We start from the raw sequence: 16576 nt of genomic DNA, 5'->3' as shown, positions 1-16576 counted from the left end.
CTGCCACGTCGAGATTGAGCACAGGACGGTCATGACCAGGCCGTCGCTTGCACTTTGAAAGACACATCGAAAATGGCTACCGACGCATCCAGCAACTCCCGTCCGTCCGACGCGGCCCGGCCTGACGCGGCCCGGCCTGACGCCGCGCGACGCAATGTCGAAACAGGCGTGCCCGGTTTCGACGAGATCCTCGGTGGCGGTCTGGTGAGCGGCGGTGTCTATCTACTGGAGGGCATGGCCGGCGCCGGCAAGACGATCCTGTCGTGCCAGATCGGTTTTCACCGGGTACGGCAAGGCGAAAAAGTGCTGTACATGACGCTGATCGCCGAATCGCACGACAAGCTGCTCGGTCACCTGAAAGGCCTGAGCTTCTTCGACGAGACCGCGGTCGCGCAGCAGATGCTGTTCGTGTCCGGCTATCACGAGCTGATGCAGGACGGCCTCGACGGTTTCCTGAAGCTGATCGCGTCGAGCATCTACGACTACCGGCCGAGCCTGATGATCATCGACGGCTTTCGCAGCGCGCGCGAATTCAGCGAAACCGAGCTGTCGCTGTCGAAGTTCATCCACGAGCTGAACGCGCTGGTCGCCGCGATGGACTGCACGACGCTGCTCCTCGCGCCGCTGTCGGGCAACGAGCCGCATCCCGAGCACACGCTAGTGGATGGTCTGATCGAGCTGAACCGCTATCACGACGGCATGCGCCGCGCGCGCGAGATCGAAGTGCACAAGATGCGCGCGCGCGATCATCGGATGGGCAAGCACTTCTTCCGCATCGCCGGCAGCGGGCTGTTGATGTTCCCGCGCCTCGAAGCGCATTGCGCGCAGCAACCGGGCCCCGTCGATCTGAAAGCACGGCTCGGCTTCGGCCTGCCGCATCTGGACAACCTGCTCGGCGGCGGCTTCACGCAAGGCTCGACGACCACGCTGATCGGCCCGTCGGGCGTCGGCAAGACGCTGCTGTGCCTGCAGTTCCTCGCGGCCGGTCTGGCACGCGACGAACGCTGCGTCTATGTCGGCTTCTACGAGGGTCCGCAGCGCCTGATCGGCAAAGCCGAAGCGGTGTCGATCCCGCTTGCCGATGCGTGGCAGGACGGCCGTCTGATCGTGCTTTGGCAGCCGGCGATCGAACTCGCCATCGACGAAATCGCGGCGAAAGCGCTCGCCACCGTCAAGCAGACCGGCGCGACGCGCATCGTGATCGACGGCGTCGAAGGCTTTCGCGATTCGGCGCTGCGCACCGAGCGCTTCGGCCTGTTCCTCAATGCACTGCTGCATCAGTTGCGCGAAGCGGCCATCACGACGCTCATCACTGAGGAACTGCCGCTGTACAGCGAGCCGGGCCACGCGAAGGCCGTGCGCGTGTCGGCGCTGACCGAGAACCTCGTGCTGCTGCGCTACGCCGAGACCGAAGGAGGACTGCGACGCATGATTTCGGTGGTCAAGCAACGCGAAAGCGCGCACGACACGTCGCTGCGCGAACTGTCGATTTCGTCGCAAGGACTCGACGTGATCGAGGGCTCGCCCGGCGCCGCCGGCATCCAATCGACGCCGGGCCTGTCGGCCACGCTGCAATCGCGGCGAAAAACCTAGCCGCCATGAAAACCATTCTGGTGGTGGACGACGAGTTCGACATCCTCACGGTGTGGCGGCTGCTGCTGGAGCGACACGGCTATGCGGTGCGGACCGCGTCGAACGGCGCCGTCGCGCTCGAGCTGGTCCGCTCGAGCCGGCCGGGCATCATCGTGTCCGATTGCATGATGCCGGTCATGTCGGGCATCCAGTTGTGCGCGGCGCTGTACGAGGACCCCGAACTGCGCGACATTCCGATCATCCTGTGCAGTGCCGCATCGGACATTCCGATGCAGCCCAATCCGCATATCGCGTACGCGCGCAAGCCGCTGTCATTCGACCAGCTGCTGGCGATGCTGGTGCGCATGGGCGGTTGACGGCTGCCCTCTCTCGCCGCGCTCTCTCCGTCTTTTCCCCCTAACAACGCAGCTTGAGACGCTCGCGCCATTTGTCGAGCGTTTGCAGCGTTCTACGATTCTCCGCGGCCTTTTACAGTACGTCATCGATCGCGCAAAGCCAGCAACCCGCAGCGCGACGCAACTTTCGGAGGTCGTCATGAGCAGCAATCGTGGTGCAGTTCCCGCCGGGTTCTTCAGTATCGCGGTGGGCTCGTTGGCGCTTGCCAACCTGTGGCGCGTGGCAATCCGCCTGTGGCATTTGCCGGCCGTCGCGGGCAGCGTGGTGACGGTCGCGGCGCTCGCCGTCTGGGTCGTGATTCTGTTCGCCTACGCGCACAAGTGGTTCGCGCAGACCGCCGACGCACGCGCCGAACTGGACCACCCGGTGCAGTCGTCGTTCGTCGCGCTCGCGCCGATCTCGACGCTGCTGGCCGCGCAACTGTTGCAGCCGTACGCGCGCACCCTCGCGCTGACGCTATACGGCATCGCGGCGGTCGCGCAACTTGGGCTCGGCGTCTATCTGCATGGCCGGCTATGGCAAGGCGGCCGCAAGCCCGAACTGACCACGCCGGCGATCTATCTGCCGACGGTCGGAGCGGGTTTCGTCGCGGCGACGAGCTCGGCCGCATTCGGCTTCCATCAACTGGGCCAGCTGTTTTTCGGCGGCGGCATGCTGGCCTGGCTCGCGCTCGAATCGATGATCCTGCATCGCGCCGCCGTGCATGGACCGCTGCCCGAAGCGCTGCGCCCGACCCTCGGCGTGCAGCTCGCGCCGCCGGTCGTCGGTGGTGTCGCGTATCTGAGCCTCACCAGCGGCACGCCCGATCTGTTCGCCTTTGCGCTGCTCGGCTACGGTCTGTTTCAGGCGCTGATGCTGCTGCGTTTGCTGCCGTGGATTCGCCAACAGGCGTTCGTGCCCGGCTACTGGGCGTTCAGCTTCGGCGTAGCGGCATTGCCGACGATGGCGCTGCGTCTGGTCGAACGCGGCGCGACGGGTCCGATCGAATACGCGGCACCGGTTCTGTTCGTGGTGGCGAACGCGATCATCGCGATTCTGGTGGTGAAGACGCTTCAGCTGCTCGTGCAAGGCAAGCTGGTCCCGCCCGTGGCGGCGAGTTCGACGGCGGCTGCTGCGCCGGTCCAGCAAATCACGACCGCCGCGCGAATCGCACGGGTTCAATGAGCGGCAGCTAGCGACCGAACGCGGCGGCGACGCGCAAAGCGTCCCGCCGCGTTCGCGTTTGTGTTTGCGTCCGTGTCAGAAGCCGTGCATCGACACGACGATCAACGCGGCCGCGACGATCGCCACCACGTCCTCGATCAGCGCCGCGGGCGCATCGCGTCCGAACATGTTCGCGAGCGAACTGCGCACCTTCGCGCCGCCGAGCGTGCCGATCACCGCGCCAACCGCGCCGACGACCGCGCCCAGCACCCCGACGATCATGCCGCCCGCAAGGCCCCCATGCGCGCCGCTGATCGCCGCGCCGCTCAGCGCACCGAGCACGACGCGCGCGCCGAACTGCAGCGGCACCTTGCGGCTCGGCGTTTCGGGCAATTGATCCGTGATCAGTTCGATGACCGCCAGCACGGTGAAGATATACGGCGTGGCCGCGGCACCGAGGAACGCGAGCGACGTGCCTTGCAGCGGCAGCCATCCCAGACGCGCTGCCCAGCTGACGGCGGTGGGTGCGATCATCGCGCGAAGGCCGGCGACGACGCCGATGAGCAAGGCCAGAACATACACGGACATAGCGGACTCCCGATCGAGGGCAATGATGCAAGGTTGCACGAGCCGACGGCTTACCTGGACGAACGTCGGCAGAACATGTCGAGCATTCCATCTGGACAGTCAACTTCTCACTACCTACATCGAGGCAATCCGCAGCGGCCGTTCACCGTTGCTCACAATTGCCGGCCCTTGATTGCCGACTCGCCGCCGCGCGTCAGGCGCGGCGGCAGGCGTGCGATTGCCCCCGTCGATGTGGCCCTAGTGTCGCACAATTCGACTGGCGAATAACAGACAGGGAGTCGGCGAAGTGGGCCGATGGTGATAAGTTAGCCCACCCACAAGAAAATCTTGTATCTGCGCCATGAGACCGTATCTCCCGCTGAACGCGCTGCGCGCGTTCGAATCGTCCGCGCGGCATCTGAGCTTCACGCGCGCCGCGCAAGAGCTGAACGTGACCCAGGCCGCGGTCAGCCAGCAGGTCCGCTCGCTGGAGGAGCGGCTCGGCACCGCGCTATTCAAGCGTTTGCCGCGCGGCCTCGCGATGACCGACGAAGGGCTCGCGCTGCGGCCGGTGCTGTCCGACGCGTTCGATCGTATCGAGGCGGTGCTCAAGCAGTTCGACGGCGGGCATTTCCACGAGGTGCTGACAGTCGGTGTGGTCGGCACGTTCGCGGTCGGCTGGCTGATGCCGCGCCTGAAGTCGTTTCGCGAAGCGCATCCGTTCGTCGAACTGCGGCTCCTGACCAACAACAACCTCGTCGACCTCGCGACCGAAGGCCTCGATTTCGCGATCCGTTTCGGAGACGGCACGTGGCCCGGCTTGCTCGCCACCAGGCTGCTCGACGCGCCGCTCGCGCTGCTCTGCACGCCCGAGATCGCCGCACGCCTCACGCGGCCCGACGATCTCGCCAACGAAACGCTGCTGCGCTCATACCGCATGGACGACTGGATGAACTGGTTCGCGGCCGCGGGCATCGCGCCGCGGCCGGTGCGCGGGCCGGTATTCGATTCGTCGCGGTTGATGGTGGAGGCGGCGATACAGGGCGCGGGCATCGCGCTCGCGCCTGCGTTGATGTTCGAACGTGAGATCAATACCGGGCGGCTGGTGCGCCCGTTCGACGTCGAGGTGAAGGCGGGCAGCTACTGGCTGACCTGCCTGAAGGGCAAGCCGATGACGCCGGCGATGTTGCTGTTCAGCCAGTGGCTCGCCAAGGAAGCGGCCACCGCAGGTCACGCCTGAGTTGCTACGCGGCCGTACGGCCGTACCCGTTCATCGCGGGCCGTTCGGCCTGCGGCGGGAACACGTTCCACGAACCGTCGCCGTGGCGGAAGAAGAAAATCGACAGCAATCCTTCCGGCTTCAACGCCTGCACACACACATAGCGTTGCTGTTGCGACGCGCGATGGCAGAACCGCACGACACGCGCGGGCATCGACGGCGTGGGCGCGAGCCATTTGTCGACGGCCCAGTGCAAGCTCTTTTCTGCGGCAACCATGATGTTCTCCTCGAATCGTCCCGTTCCCGGCGCACTGCATTCACGCAACTTGCGCGAATTGCGCCACGCGGTGATCGTTCCTCGCTCCACTCTCGACAAACGCCTTCACGAGGCACAGCAGTGCGCGCACGCCAGTGCTCGGATGGCGCAGGCAGCAATCCACCTGTTCGCTGCGGCTTTCGCCGAGCAGGCACCACGCGCAGAAGTGTTCGCAGTTGTTGGTCAGCAGGCGATAGCGGTTTTCGCCGAGGCGGGAGCGCGCGCGGCGCACTGCTTCGGCGCCGACGTAGATCGCGCTCGGCGTCGCCCGAACCGACATCGCATGGCCGGCGGCGAAGCGCGCCAGTTCGACTTCCTCGACCGGGCCGGGATGCGCGGAACCCGCAAAGCCCGAGTAGTGCACGACGCGGCCGTTGCCGACATAGATGCCGTGATGTTCGTAGCCATTGCGTTGCGTAACCAGATGCGCGCCGATCGGCAGATCGATCGTCGATGATGTGGTGTCGCAAGCGGCTGCGGATTGCGGTTCGTCGTCGCGGGTATCGAGCGTTTGGGTGTTCATGGCTGGCCTCGTTCGCATTTCCAACACTGTTGCGACAGCTTTTGCATCATCCGGGCCAGGCGCCGGAAAGCCCGTGTTTACGGGCCTGACGGCTGATCGAGCGGTTTTCTGAAGAGGCAGATGTCAGTACGGGACCAACAGAAATCGCGCTGATCTGTTGGCGTGCGACGCTCATTTGCGAGCCGTGCCGCGCGCCGATTCACATGAATGGAGAACGTAAGCGAACCCACCTGAATGTGTTGGGTCCTACGCCTGTTCGAAGGCGAGCTTGTTGGCCGCGAGCCGACCGATTGCGTCGGCCGGGTTCGTGGTAAAGCCCGCGAAACGCACGCCAGTCAAAGCGCTGCGGGCTTCTCGGCGAATCCGCCCCCGATTGGCATGGCCTTTGCACCATCTGGTGCAGCGTCCATTCAGCCGCGCACATTGCACACGCGGCCAACCGGAGAACGACATGTCCTGCATCAAATTGAACGACCTCTCGCTGAACCTGGCGCTCGATCGCAAAGCGATGGCGGCGATTCGCGGCGGCGGTGGCGCGCCTTGGATCTATGGCTGGATTCAGCCGTACATGCCGCAAACGCCTAGCATTGGGCCGGTGGTCAATCTGTACGAGGTCTCCAACAACTTCTATGCTAACCAGATGATCAACCAGTTCCAGTCGGTCGACGTACGCAACACCGGCGCGAACGCGACCCTCACCGTGTCTCCGGACGCACGCAACCGAAACGAGATGGTGTAGCCGTTGTGACCTGCGAGAGCCAATTTCGCTGGACGTCGTCCGCGCGTTCCGACACGGGACGGGTCCGCGAAATCAACGAAGATGCCTGCCTCAACGAGCCCGAGGCGGGGCGCTGGGCTGTCGCCGATGGGATGGGCGGTCACGCGGTCGGCGACGTTGCCAGCCGCACCGTGATCGACGCGTTGACTCAACTGGCGGCGCCGCAAGGCCTCAGAATGCTGATCGCCGATGTACGCGCGCGTCTGCAATTTGCGAACCGTCAATTGCGCGACGAGGCCGCGCGCCGCCAGGTGCAGCGCATCGGCAGCACAGTGGTCGTGCTGCTCGCCTGCGATCGCTTCTGCGGCTATGTGTGGGCCGGCGACAGCCGCATCTACCTGTACCGCGACGGACAGCTGCGGCAACTGACGCGCGATCACAGCCAGGTCGAGGAGCTGCGCTCGCTCGGCGTCATCACCGACGAAGAAGCGCGCAATCATCCGGCGCAACACATGATCACGCGCGCGGTTGGGGCAACAGATCTGCTCGAACTCGACGACGACGCGATCGAAGTCGCCGACGGCGACGTGTTCCTGTTGTGCAGCGACGGTCTGAGCAACGAACTGAGCGACGACGAGATCGCCGGCGTGCTGACCTCGGCGGAGCGCGAAAACGCATGTGGCGAACTCGTCGATCTCGCGCTCGCGCGCGGCGGACGCGACAACATCACGGCGGTGGTCGTCGAAGCGCAAGACCCGAATGCGGCGGACAAGACCTTGCTGAATCCGGCGCCTTGATGATCTCAGGCGCGCGTTTCAGCGAGCCTTCCGTGGTTCTTCACTCAGCCTTCTTCGTCTTCCTCATCGCGCTCGTTCGTGCCGTTTTTCGTGGGCGGCGCGTTGCGATTGCGGAAATCCTTCGAGTGCAGGCCGTGCTTTTTCAGCAGCATCTGCAAGTGCGAGCGATTCATATCGATGCGCCGCGCCAGTTCGGCGACCGTCCCGCTGACTTCACGCAGTCCGCGTTCGAGAAAAGCTTTCTCGGCGTCGTCGCTGGCCGCCCGCTTCGCGTCGCTCAACGACATCAGATTCGCTACACTGATCGGCTGCTCGCCGCTCGCCTGCCCCCCCTCCGCCTGCGCCGCCGCTGAACCGGGTGCGGCCGGTCGCATATCGAGCGGCAAATGCTCGATGTCCGCCATGTCTGCAGCCAGACATGAGATGCGGTACATCACGTTGCGCAATTCGCGGATATTGCCCGGATACGCATAGCTCAACAGAAAGTCGCGCAAACGCGGCGTCAATCTGACCGGCCGGCGTTTCAGCGTGCCCGCCGCTTCGTCGCCGAACCACGCAATCAGCAACGGAATTTCGTCGCGCCGTTCGCGCAGCGGCGGCAGCGTCACGTGAATCACGCTGAGCCGGTAGAACAGATCCTCGCGAAACCGGCCTTCCTCACTGAGCTTGCGCAGATTGCGATTGGTCGCCGCGACGATGCGCGTATCGACCGCGATCGTTTCGTCGGAGCCGACGCGTTGAATCTCGTGCGCTTCGAGCACACGCAGCAACTTGACCTGGCCCGCTAGCGGTAACTCACCGATTTCGTCGAGAAAAATCGTGCCCGTATGCGCGCTTTCGAATTTCCCCTTGCGGTCGTTCGACGCGCCGGTGAATGCGCCCTTGCGATGCCCGAATAGTTCCGACTCCAGCAGATTGTCCGGAATCGCACCGCAGTTCACCGAAATGAACGGCTTGTCCGCGCGCGCGCCATTCGCGTGAATCACTTTCGCCATCAGCTCCTTGCCGGTGCCGCTCTCTCCATCGATTAACACCGGCAAATCGGTCGGCGCCGCTTTCTCCGCTATTTCGAGCGATTCGAGCAGCCGCGGATTGTCGCCGAACGTGCCCTCGAAAATAAAGCTGCGCTCGAGCAGCGCCTTGCGGCGCGCGCCACGCGATTGCTCCGCGCTCGTCTGCGGCTCGCCCGCGCTGGCAGCCTGCACGAAGCGCTCCTTGTGCGAAAGCTGCATCACTTCATCGCGCAACGACGTGGCCTGCCTGAGCAGCTTGTCGATATCGGCGCGTTCGAGCCGCGACGACCAGCGCAACGTGGAGCGCAGAATCTCGATCCGCTCGATCAGTCCCGCGTACGATATCGCGGGACTCGCCTCTTCAATCTGGTCGAGTATCTTCATCATGATGCACTCAACTGTTTCTGCACGAGCTGATAGTACATCCCGCCGCGCTGGATCAGCTCCTCGTGACGGCCCTGTTCGACGATCGCGCCTTCATACAGCACCAGAATCTTGTCCGCGCGCATGATCGTGCTGAGCCGATGCGCGATGATCACCGCCGTGCGGCCCTTCAGGATGTCGTGCATGTTGCCGAGAATATTGCTTTCCGATTGCGAGTCGAGCGCCGATGTCGCCTCGTCGAATACCAGCAGACGCGGATCGTGATACAACGCGCGCGCAATGCACAAACGCTGGATTTGACCGCCCGACAAGCCGATGCCGCGCTCGCCGACGACCTGCTCATAGCCGAGCGGCATCTTGCTGATGAAGCCATGCGCGTCGGCCGTTTTCGCGACCTCCTCGATGCGCCGGCGGTCCGGCGCGTCGTCGCCGCTCGCGATGTTCTCGGCAATCGTGCCCGAAAACAGCAGATTGCTTTGCATCACGTAGCCGATTTGCGCGCGGAAATAAGCCTTGTCGATCACGCCGGAGTCATAGCCGTCAATCGTCATTTTTCCTTCGCTCGGTTGATAGAACCCGACCAGCAGCTTCGCGAGCGTGGTTTTGCCCGAGCCGCTGCGCCCGACGATCGCAACCAGCTCACCGGGCTTGATATCGAAGCTGATGTTCTCGAGCACATAAGCGGAATCCTCTTCGCCATAGCGGAAATACACGCCTTGCAGACTGATTTCGCCTTGCAGCTCCGGCAGCATCACGCGGGAAGGTAAATCCTGCGGCCTCTGCTCGGGCTCGATATCGAGCACATCGCCGAGCCGTTCCATCGCGACACCCGCATCGTTGAGCATGCTCCACAAGCCGACGAGACCCATCAGCGGACTCAATACGCTACCCATGAATGCATTGAACGCGATCAGCTGACCGATCGTCAATTCGCGCGCGAGTACCAGATTCGCGCCGACCCAAAGGATCGCGATCGTCGTGGCCGCGTTCAGCAATTGACTGCCAAAGCTGACCAGAATATTGAATGCGTGCGCGCGATACTGCAATTCGAGCGCCTTCGCATATTTCTTTTCCCAGCGCAAGCGCACCGGCCGTTCGATGCCCATGCCCTTGACAGTCTCGACGCCAGCGAGCGCCTCCATCAGGAACGACTTCGCGTCGGTCGACGCCGTGAACACCTCGCGCGCATAGCCCTTGATCTTCGGCGTCGCGATCACCGTGAGTCCCATGATCGGAATCACGAACGCGATCAACACCAGCGTCATCTTCACGTTGTACACGAACATGATCGTGAAGTAGATGAAGATCATCAGCAGGTTCAGCGCGGTCGTCACGGTGGATTCGGTCAGGAACGCTCGGATCGTCTGGTTCTCCTGAAAGCGCGCGAAGATATCGCCGGTCTTGCGCTTCGCGAAGAACGAGAACGGCAGCGACAACGTGTGCTTGAAGAACTGCGACATCATCGCGAAGTCCATATTGCGCACCATGAAGTTCGCCAGATACGCGCGTATCGTCGACATCAACTGCGTAAAGAGGTTGGAGATGATGAGCCCGCCGATCAGCAAATGCAGCAGACTGACGTTCTGATGCACGATCACGCCATCGAGAATGTTCTGAATGATCAGCGGTGGAATCACGCCGAGCACCTGGATCACGAAGGTCGCCAGAAACAGATAGCCGAGTATCTTTCGGTACGGCTTCAGGTATCCGACAAAACGAATCCACGGCGAGCGCTCGGCCGACATCTGCAGCAGTTGCGATCCGCCGGTAAACAATAGGCAAGTGCCGCTCCAGCCGCGCTCGAAATCTTCGACGCTCAGCTTTCTGAAACCGAGTGCCGGGTCCGCCACCCACACATACTCTTTCGACAGCCCATACACGATCACATAGTGGTAGCCCTCCCAATGCACGATGAACGGCAGATCGAAGCCGCGCAGCGAATCGAACGTGCATTGCACGCCGCGCGTCGTGAAGCCGAGCGACTCGCCCGCGCGCGCGAGGCTGTCGAGCGTCGCGCCCTGCGTCGTCACGTTCGCGAGTTCGCGCAATTTGCCGAGCGTCATCGGAATGCCGTAATGGCGGCAGATCATCGCGAGACACGCGGCGCCGCAATCCATTTCCTCGGCCTGCTCGACGAGCGCGAAACGCCGGATGATCTTCTCGCCGAGTTCCGGCTTGCTCTGCAGGTCGAGCATCAACGGCAGCTTGCGCCGCTGTTCGAGCCGCTTTTGGCGCTGCAATTCGCGGTCGCCGTAGCGGATGCGCTCGTCGAGGACTTCGCGCAGTTTCGGATTGCGTTCGAGAATGAAATGAACGGTGCGCTCGGGGATCACCAGCAGCCGCGTGTCGGTGGTCGCAACCACCGATGCCATCTGTTCCTGGCGCATCAGGCACGCCTTCTCGCCGAAGATCTCGCCTTCACCGAGCGTCGCGAGCGTGTAGTCGTGACCCTCCTCGTGCCGCACGATGCGCACCTGGCCTTGCCGCACCACATAAAGCCGCCGGTCCTCGCGGCCGTCCTGTTTCAGAATCTCCTTGCCGGCAGCCACCCGTTTTGCGCCGACGCTGCGCACGTACTCTTCGAGTTCCGCCTTGTTCAGTTTGCCGCGCAGATCGAACAGTTGCGCGACGAAGCCCCCGGCCGAATTGATCGCGACATAGCTGGCGACGAACGCCAGCGCGGCGGCGTTGCCCGCCATCACCGGTTCGATCGCGCTGCGCGGAATGAACAGCACTTCGGTCTTGCCCGACGACCGTACCGACGCTTCGTGAACGTACGAGCGCAACATCGCAATGTCGGCAAAGAACTCGCCCGACTTGCGCACGCCCATGCTGGTTTCCTTGCCGTGCTCCTCGGTAAAGATACGCACCGTGCCCGAGCGGATCACATAGAGACCATCGGCCACTTCACCAGCCGAGCACACCGTTTCGCCGAACGAATAGAACTTTGCCTGCGCGTATTCGGCAAGCCGTTCCAATTCGTCGCGCGAGAATGGCGACAGGATCTCCACGGAAGCCAGAAATTCGGCGGTGGAGGGCGCGGATGGCGCGGTCTGGGGAGCGTCCATGTATCGGTGAGCCTCGCTTTATCGGGCGCTAGTCGAGTACTAGCGCGCTTCGATCACGTGTTCCTGGGCGCGGGCAATCAGCCAGCTCTCGCGCAGCAAACGGCGGATTTCGGTGGCCACGTCGGCATCGAGCGTGGCCGGATATTTGGCCGTCACCGCGAAGATCTCGAAACACGAACGGTCGGCCGACGGAAACGGCCCAAGCAGATCGCCGACCGCCGCATTGAAGATCTTCGCCTCGATATCGGGCTTCAGCGAACCGCGCAGTACCTTGCCGATCACGCCGCCGGACTCGCGCGTGTCGGCAATCGAATGCTCGCGCGCCATGTCGGCGAACGCGTCGGGGTCATCGTGCAGGTACGAGATCATTTCCTTCGCCTTGCCTTCGCTATCGAGCACGATATGGCTGACTTCGATCGCGTCGAACTTTGGCGAATTCAACGCGAAGTAATCACGGATCGCCGCATCGTTACCGATGTCATCGAGCATCTTCTCCTGATAGAGCCCGTCGGTAATGAACACCTCGAATTCGTCGAGGCTCACGTGCAGCGCGTCGAGATAATGATTCATGTCCGCCGCGCGATGCAGCCCGCGCACGCGGCGAAACTGGTCGGCACGCTGCTGGATCTCGTCGGCGCTGACGGTGACGCCCTGCTTTTTCGCCGCATGGACGGTAAGCTTGTCGCGCACGATCTGCTCGATCAGGCTCTCGAACTGGCCGGTCAGTTTCAGAAGACGAATGAACTCGTCGACGTCCACGACTTCGTCATCGATACGCACTATCGCGGTCATTTGTTCTGCTCCTTGCTTGGATGTTTGATTCGCGCGCTCAACCCGCCACCTCTCTGAACGGATCGAGACCGAGGTCGATCAGGCGCCGCTCGCGCACGACGATTTCCGCACTGGCCGTCATGCCGTAACGCAGTGGATAACGCGTGCCGGCCACCTGGTAGTAATCTTTGTCGAGCGTGACGCGGCCTTCGTAGACCGGTTGCTTGTCCTGCGCGGACGGCTTCGTGGCCGGCGAGATATACGCGAGCGTGCCGCTGATCAATCCGTAGCGCTGGTAAGGAAACGCATTGAACTTCAATTTGACCGGCAACCCGACGTGCAGAAAGGCGCGGTCGTGTTCGGAGATTTCGATCTTCAGCACAGGCCGCGCGTCTTTAGGCGCAATCCCGCCGAGCGGTGCGTTCGCCTGAATCTTGTCGCCGCGCTGCGTCGACGTGACGTCGGTAATCACGCCAGAAACCGGCGCCAGAATCAGCAGAAAGTTGTCTTTGTCGATGTTCTCGAAGCGCACGCGCGCGGCGGCATCGGCTTCGAGACGCGCGCTTTGCAATTGCACGCGCAGTTTGTCTTCCGCATCGGTGACATCGCGCACCGCCTGATCGTATTGCAGTTGCAGATCGGTGCTTTGCTGGCCGCTCGTCGCGAGTTGCGCATTCGCCTGCGCGTATTCGTGGCTCAGGCGAAAGTCCAGCTCGGCCAGCTTCGACTGCGCGACACGGTAAGCGTTATCCGCTTCGAGCGCGGCCGTGCGCTTCTGCTCGACCTGCAATTCGGCAATGCCGCCGCCGCCCGGCTGCGCGAACAGCCGCGAATAGCGATCCAGTTCCTGATTCGCCGCTTCGCGCGCGCGGCGCGCGTTGTCGAGCGAGCTGCGTGCTTCGTCGAGTTCGGCCTTCTGCCCTTCGGCAAGCTTCGTCGTGCCTTCTGAAACGCGATTCTCATGCAGGCGCTCTTCAACTTCGAGTTGCGCCTTCAACGACGCTGCCTTGCGTTCCATCAATGCCTTCTTCTCCGGAAACTGCTTCCATTCCCGCTCGGCATCTTCGAGTTTCAGTTGCGCCTGTAACGCGTTGCTCGCAGCCTCGATCGCGCCGCGCGCATTGAGCCGCGCGAGCACGTCGCCTTTCGACACCGGTTGACCCTCGGCGATATACAGATCCGCGAGTTCGCCGTCGATCGGCGCATAGATGCGCCGCACTTCCGATTCCGGCGACAACGTGCCGGGCGCACTGACGATCACATCCGCGCGGCCGACGAACGACCATAGCAAGCCCGACACGACCAGTGCAACCATCGCCCAGATCAGCGCGCGCGCAATCCGCACCGGCTCGGAAGTCAGTATCGCGATGCCTTCGACGCTATGATCTTCCAGCGCCTCCGACAACGGTCTAGGGTGCGGATCGCGTTTCACTTTGATCGCCTCCAATCAACGCGAGCTTCGCTTTCAGGAGCCCGGGGTCCAGCACCATGCGCAACTCGGTCAACGAGCGGCGCTGCAAACTCGCCTCGGCGTCGATATCCGCGAGCAGGCGATCGAAGTCGGCGGGATGATCGGCCTTCAGCTGCGTATAGATGCGCATGCCCTGCCGCGCCGCCGTTTGCGCGTCGCTAAGCAGACGCGCCTCGCTGCGAAAGCCCGGCGAGATGCCGGCTTCGAGCCGCTGCGTGCCGCCGATCGGGCCGTTCGCGCGGTACTCTTTCCACAGGTTTTGCGCGCGCAGCAACAGATCCTGCGCATGCGCGAGTGCGTTGTCATGCAACGCTGCGACGTCTTTCTGGATCGCCTGCACAAACCATGCGTCGGTCCGCGGATCGAGGCTCGCGTAGAACGACAGCAGACGCTGGTCGTAGTCTTTCCCGCCACGCGTTTTCTGCAGATCGTTGTATTGATCGGATAGCGCCTTCTTGTGCGCCGCTTCCGCCGCGAGCACGTCGGACCATGGGCTCGCCGGCATCGACTGCAAATCGCTCAGCGCCTGCTGCGCGTCGCCGCGCTGCCACGCGGCATCGACCGCGTCCTGACGTTGAACGATGTCCGCCGACGGCAAACGCGTGGCTGCAAGCTGCTGGTATTGCGCCTGAAAAGGCGGCGTGCTGAAGCGCGCCGTTTTCATCATCGCGAGCAATGACGTCAATTGACGGCTCAACGCGGCATTCAGCAATGCGGTGTATTGGCGCAAATCGTCGCGCACCCTATCGAGCCCCGCGAGCCGTGGGTAACGCTGTGCGTAATCGTCGAATACCGGCAGCAGCGCGTCGGGTTTGTCGCGCGAGAGTTCGGTTTGGATCACGCCATTGAGCCGCTCTATCGCAGCGACGTAAACCGAATCGTCGCTTTCGAGCTTGCGCAGATGGCTGAGCGTGTGCGCGTAGGGCTCCGCGAAGGCCGGCACGTAGCTCGCGATCCGGTCGAGCGCGCGCTGATGGCTCGTCGCGTCGTCGTCCCAGCGGTGCAGCAGGCCGTTGATGGTCGCTTCGTCCGTATACATGCGGATCGGCGCGTCGACGCCGCCGCGCGCCGCGACGAAGCGTTCGAGATCCCCGACCCACTGCAATTCGCCGACCAGCGACGCGGCATCGGAGCCCGTCGCGCTCAACGACCTCATGTTCTTCAGCAGCGCGTCGGCCTGATCGAACTGCGCTTTTTGCACCGCTTCGATCCAGCCCGGCAAGTTCGCTTTCAGCAACGCCTCGCTGGCAAGCGCGCTGATCCTGGTGTCCGCCGGGTGCGTGGCCAGATAGCCGCGCGCCATCGTCAGGGCGCTCGAGTAATCACCGTTCGCGAGCAGGCTCTTCAATTCGCGTTCCGATGAACCGTGCAGATAGAGGCCCACCCCAAGCGCAACCACGAGCGCGACACCCGCACCGCCCCATGCCGCCGCGCGGCGCACATTGGTGCGCTCGCCGTCCGCTAACGCCTTGTGGAGTTCGCCGGCGACCATCTTCCAGCGACGCGGCTTACTTTTTGCCGCGCTTCTGCCCTTGCCGCTTCTTTCATTGGCACCGTCTTTCGTCTCGGCCGGATGCGCCCCCTGCGCGCTCTTCGCGCCTTGCGCGCCTGCGGTCCCTGCTCCGTCACGCTTCACGCGCGCGGAGCCCGGCTGCGCCGCCTCATTGATTTCGTCTTCGCGTTGCAGTGCCGGATCGACGCAAAAGATGTCGAGAAACGAATGCGCCGCGCCGACGAAGGTCGTCTTGTCGGCATCGGCGGCATTGTCGGCAGCGGGACGAAGAGAAAGCTGGGTCACGGTGGGTTCGGCGTCGGCGGAGTTCTGTAGTGACACCCGGTAGACGAAGTGGTCGCCGCCAAATGCAACGACATCGCCATCCACCAGTGCAAGCGCCGATTCGCCGATCCGCTGGCCATTCACGAACGTGCCGTTGGTGCTGCCGAGATCCTCGACATAGAGCTGGCCGCCCTTCAGAAACAGGTGCGCATGACGCCGCGAGATGTAATTGACCTGGTGCGGATAACGGTCTTTGTAGCGCGAGAAGATCTCGTCCGTTTTGCTGACCAGGAACGGAAATGCCAGCACGTCGACCGGTTGCAGGCCCAGATCGTCGCGCTGCGGCACCAGCAATAGATGAGCGAGGGGAGCAGCGCTTCCGCCCGTTACGACACGCGCGCGCGGTTCGACGCCGACGCGATAACACAGTTCGCCGCCAAAGCAGAGTTCATCGCCGGCGCGCACGCGCGCGGGAGTTTGCCGCACCGCAATGCCGTTGACCGTCGTGCCGTTCTTGCTGCCGAGATCGGCGACATAAATCGCGCCATGCTCGATGAACACGCGCGCATGCCGCCGCGACAGACCGGCGGTCCATTGCGCGGGATAGTCGCTGAACGGCGCTTCGCTGCGGCCGATCGCGAACAGGCTGTCGACGATGCGAATGGCGTCGAGCGCGGGGCGCTGCGCGCACGCAACCGGCGACAACACCACGTCGAAGGTAGCGTCCGCTGTCGTCCGCATTTCAGCAATCGGAGCTTCGCCGGTGGCCATTTTCTCTGGAACGCTAAGCGTTTACCTGCCGCGGCGGGAACGCGGGGCG

The 16576-nt window shown here is 63.3% G+C and carries 14 protein-coding genes; 6 read left to right on the top strand and 8 right to left on the bottom strand.

Annotation, left to right across the window (positions count from 1 at the left end; translation table 11 throughout):
• Positions 1 to 72 precede the first annotated feature (72 nt).
• From GCT19_RS33355 to tehA, 3 genes are all read left to right on the top strand, one after another.
• Positions 73 to 1593 (top strand): ATPase domain-containing protein, encoded by a 1521-nt coding sequence (locus tag GCT19_RS33355; RefSeq protein ID WP_152854309.1) that lies wholly within the window; start codon positions 73 to 75, stop codon positions 1591 to 1593.
• Positions 1594 to 1598: 5 nt separating this feature from the next.
• Positions 1599 to 1949: a response regulator gene (locus tag GCT19_RS33350; protein ID WP_018435177.1), complete on the top strand. Its 351-nt coding sequence runs from the start codon at positions 1599 to 1601 to the stop codon at positions 1947 to 1949.
• Between the two features lie 178 nt (positions 1950 to 2127).
• Complete coding sequence (gene tehA, locus GCT19_RS33345) at positions 2128 to 3153, top strand: dicarboxylate transporter/tellurite-resistance protein TehA (RefSeq protein WP_152854308.1); 1026 nt, start codon at positions 2128 to 2130, stop codon at positions 3151 to 3153.
• Between the two features lie 75 nt (positions 3154 to 3228).
• Here the strand turns inward: tehA and GCT19_RS33340 are convergent, their stop codons facing one another.
• Positions 3229 to 3720 (bottom strand): DUF4126 family protein, encoded by a 492-nt coding sequence (locus tag GCT19_RS33340; RefSeq protein ID WP_018435179.1) that lies wholly within the window; start codon positions 3718 to 3720, stop codon positions 3229 to 3231.
• A 340-nt stretch (positions 3721 to 4060) separates the two neighbouring features.
• Between GCT19_RS33340 and GCT19_RS33335 the strand changes: the two genes are divergently transcribed.
• Positions 4061 to 4939 carry a LysR family transcriptional regulator gene (locus GCT19_RS33335; RefSeq protein WP_152854307.1) on the top strand — a complete coding sequence of 293 codons (879 nt, stop codon included), beginning with the start codon at positions 4061 to 4063 and terminating at the stop codon, positions 4937 to 4939.
• A 4-nt stretch (positions 4940 to 4943) separates the two neighbouring features.
• Here GCT19_RS33335 and GCT19_RS33330 read toward each other — a convergent pair whose 3' ends face one another.
• Both GCT19_RS33330 and GCT19_RS33325 read right to left on the bottom strand, forming a co-directional pair.
• Positions 4944 to 5195: a hypothetical protein gene (locus GCT19_RS33330; RefSeq protein ID WP_018435181.1), complete on the bottom strand. Its 252-nt coding sequence runs from the start codon at positions 5193 to 5195 to the stop codon at positions 4944 to 4946.
• 40 nt (positions 5196 to 5235) lie between these two features.
• A complete protein-coding gene (locus GCT19_RS33325) occupies positions 5236 to 5757 on the bottom strand; it encodes a lecithin retinol acyltransferase family protein (protein WP_152854306.1) in 522 nt (173 codons plus the stop codon).
• A gap of 451 nt (positions 5758 to 6208) precedes the next feature.
• Here GCT19_RS33325 and GCT19_RS33320 point away from each other — a divergent pair, with 451 nt between their 5' ends.
• Together GCT19_RS33320 and GCT19_RS33315 are read left to right on the top strand one after the other, a co-directional pair.
• Positions 6209 to 6496 (top strand): hypothetical protein, encoded by a 288-nt coding sequence (locus GCT19_RS33320; RefSeq protein WP_018435184.1) that lies wholly within the window; start codon positions 6209 to 6211, stop codon positions 6494 to 6496.
• A gap of 5 nt (positions 6497 to 6501) precedes the next feature.
• A complete protein-coding gene (locus GCT19_RS33315; protein ID WP_018435185.1) occupies positions 6502 to 7272 on the top strand; it encodes a PP2C family protein-serine/threonine phosphatase in 771 nt (256 codons plus the stop codon).
• Between the two features lie 44 nt (positions 7273 to 7316).
• On the opposite strand, the gene GCT19_RS33310 is transcribed toward GCT19_RS33315, so the two are convergent.
• The 5 genes from GCT19_RS33310 to GCT19_RS33290 are packed head-to-tail and all read right to left on the bottom strand — an operon-like array spanning position 7317 to position 16527.
• Positions 7317 to 8672 carry a sigma-54 interaction domain-containing protein gene (locus GCT19_RS33310; RefSeq protein ID WP_018435186.1) on the bottom strand — a complete coding sequence of 452 codons (1356 nt, stop codon included), beginning with the start codon at positions 8670 to 8672 and terminating at the stop codon, positions 7317 to 7319.
• A complete protein-coding gene (locus tag GCT19_RS33305) occupies positions 8669 to 11737 on the bottom strand; it encodes a peptidase domain-containing ABC transporter (protein WP_018435187.1) in 3069 nt (1022 codons plus the stop codon). The genes GCT19_RS33310 and GCT19_RS33305 overlap by 4 nt, the downstream gene beginning before the upstream one ends.
• A 39-nt stretch (positions 11738 to 11776) precedes the next feature.
• Complete coding sequence (locus tag GCT19_RS33300; protein ID WP_013092512.1) at positions 11777 to 12529, bottom strand: peptidylprolyl isomerase; 753 nt, start codon at positions 12527 to 12529, stop codon at positions 11777 to 11779.
• Positions 12530 to 12566: 37 nt separating this feature from the next.
• The gene (locus tag GCT19_RS33295; RefSeq protein WP_013092513.1) at positions 12567 to 13940 is read right to left on the bottom strand and encodes an HlyD family efflux transporter periplasmic adaptor subunit; all 1374 of its coding nucleotides are present in this window, start codon (positions 13938 to 13940) and stop codon (positions 12567 to 12569) included.
• Entirely contained in the window at positions 13918 to 16527 is a 2610-nt protein-coding gene (locus GCT19_RS33290; protein ID WP_152854305.1) for an FHA domain-containing protein, read from the bottom strand. The genes GCT19_RS33295 and GCT19_RS33290 overlap by 23 nt, the downstream gene beginning before the upstream one ends.
• Between the last annotated feature and the right edge of the window lie 49 nt (positions 16528 to 16576).

It is taken from the genome of Paraburkholderia atlantica (assembly GCF_009362785.1).
GTDB lineage: Bacteria > Pseudomonadota > Gammaproteobacteria > Burkholderiales > Burkholderiaceae > Paraburkholderia > Paraburkholderia atlantica.
Note: the sequence above shows the minus strand (reverse complement) of the source record. Positions and strands in the feature narration are given on the sequence as shown.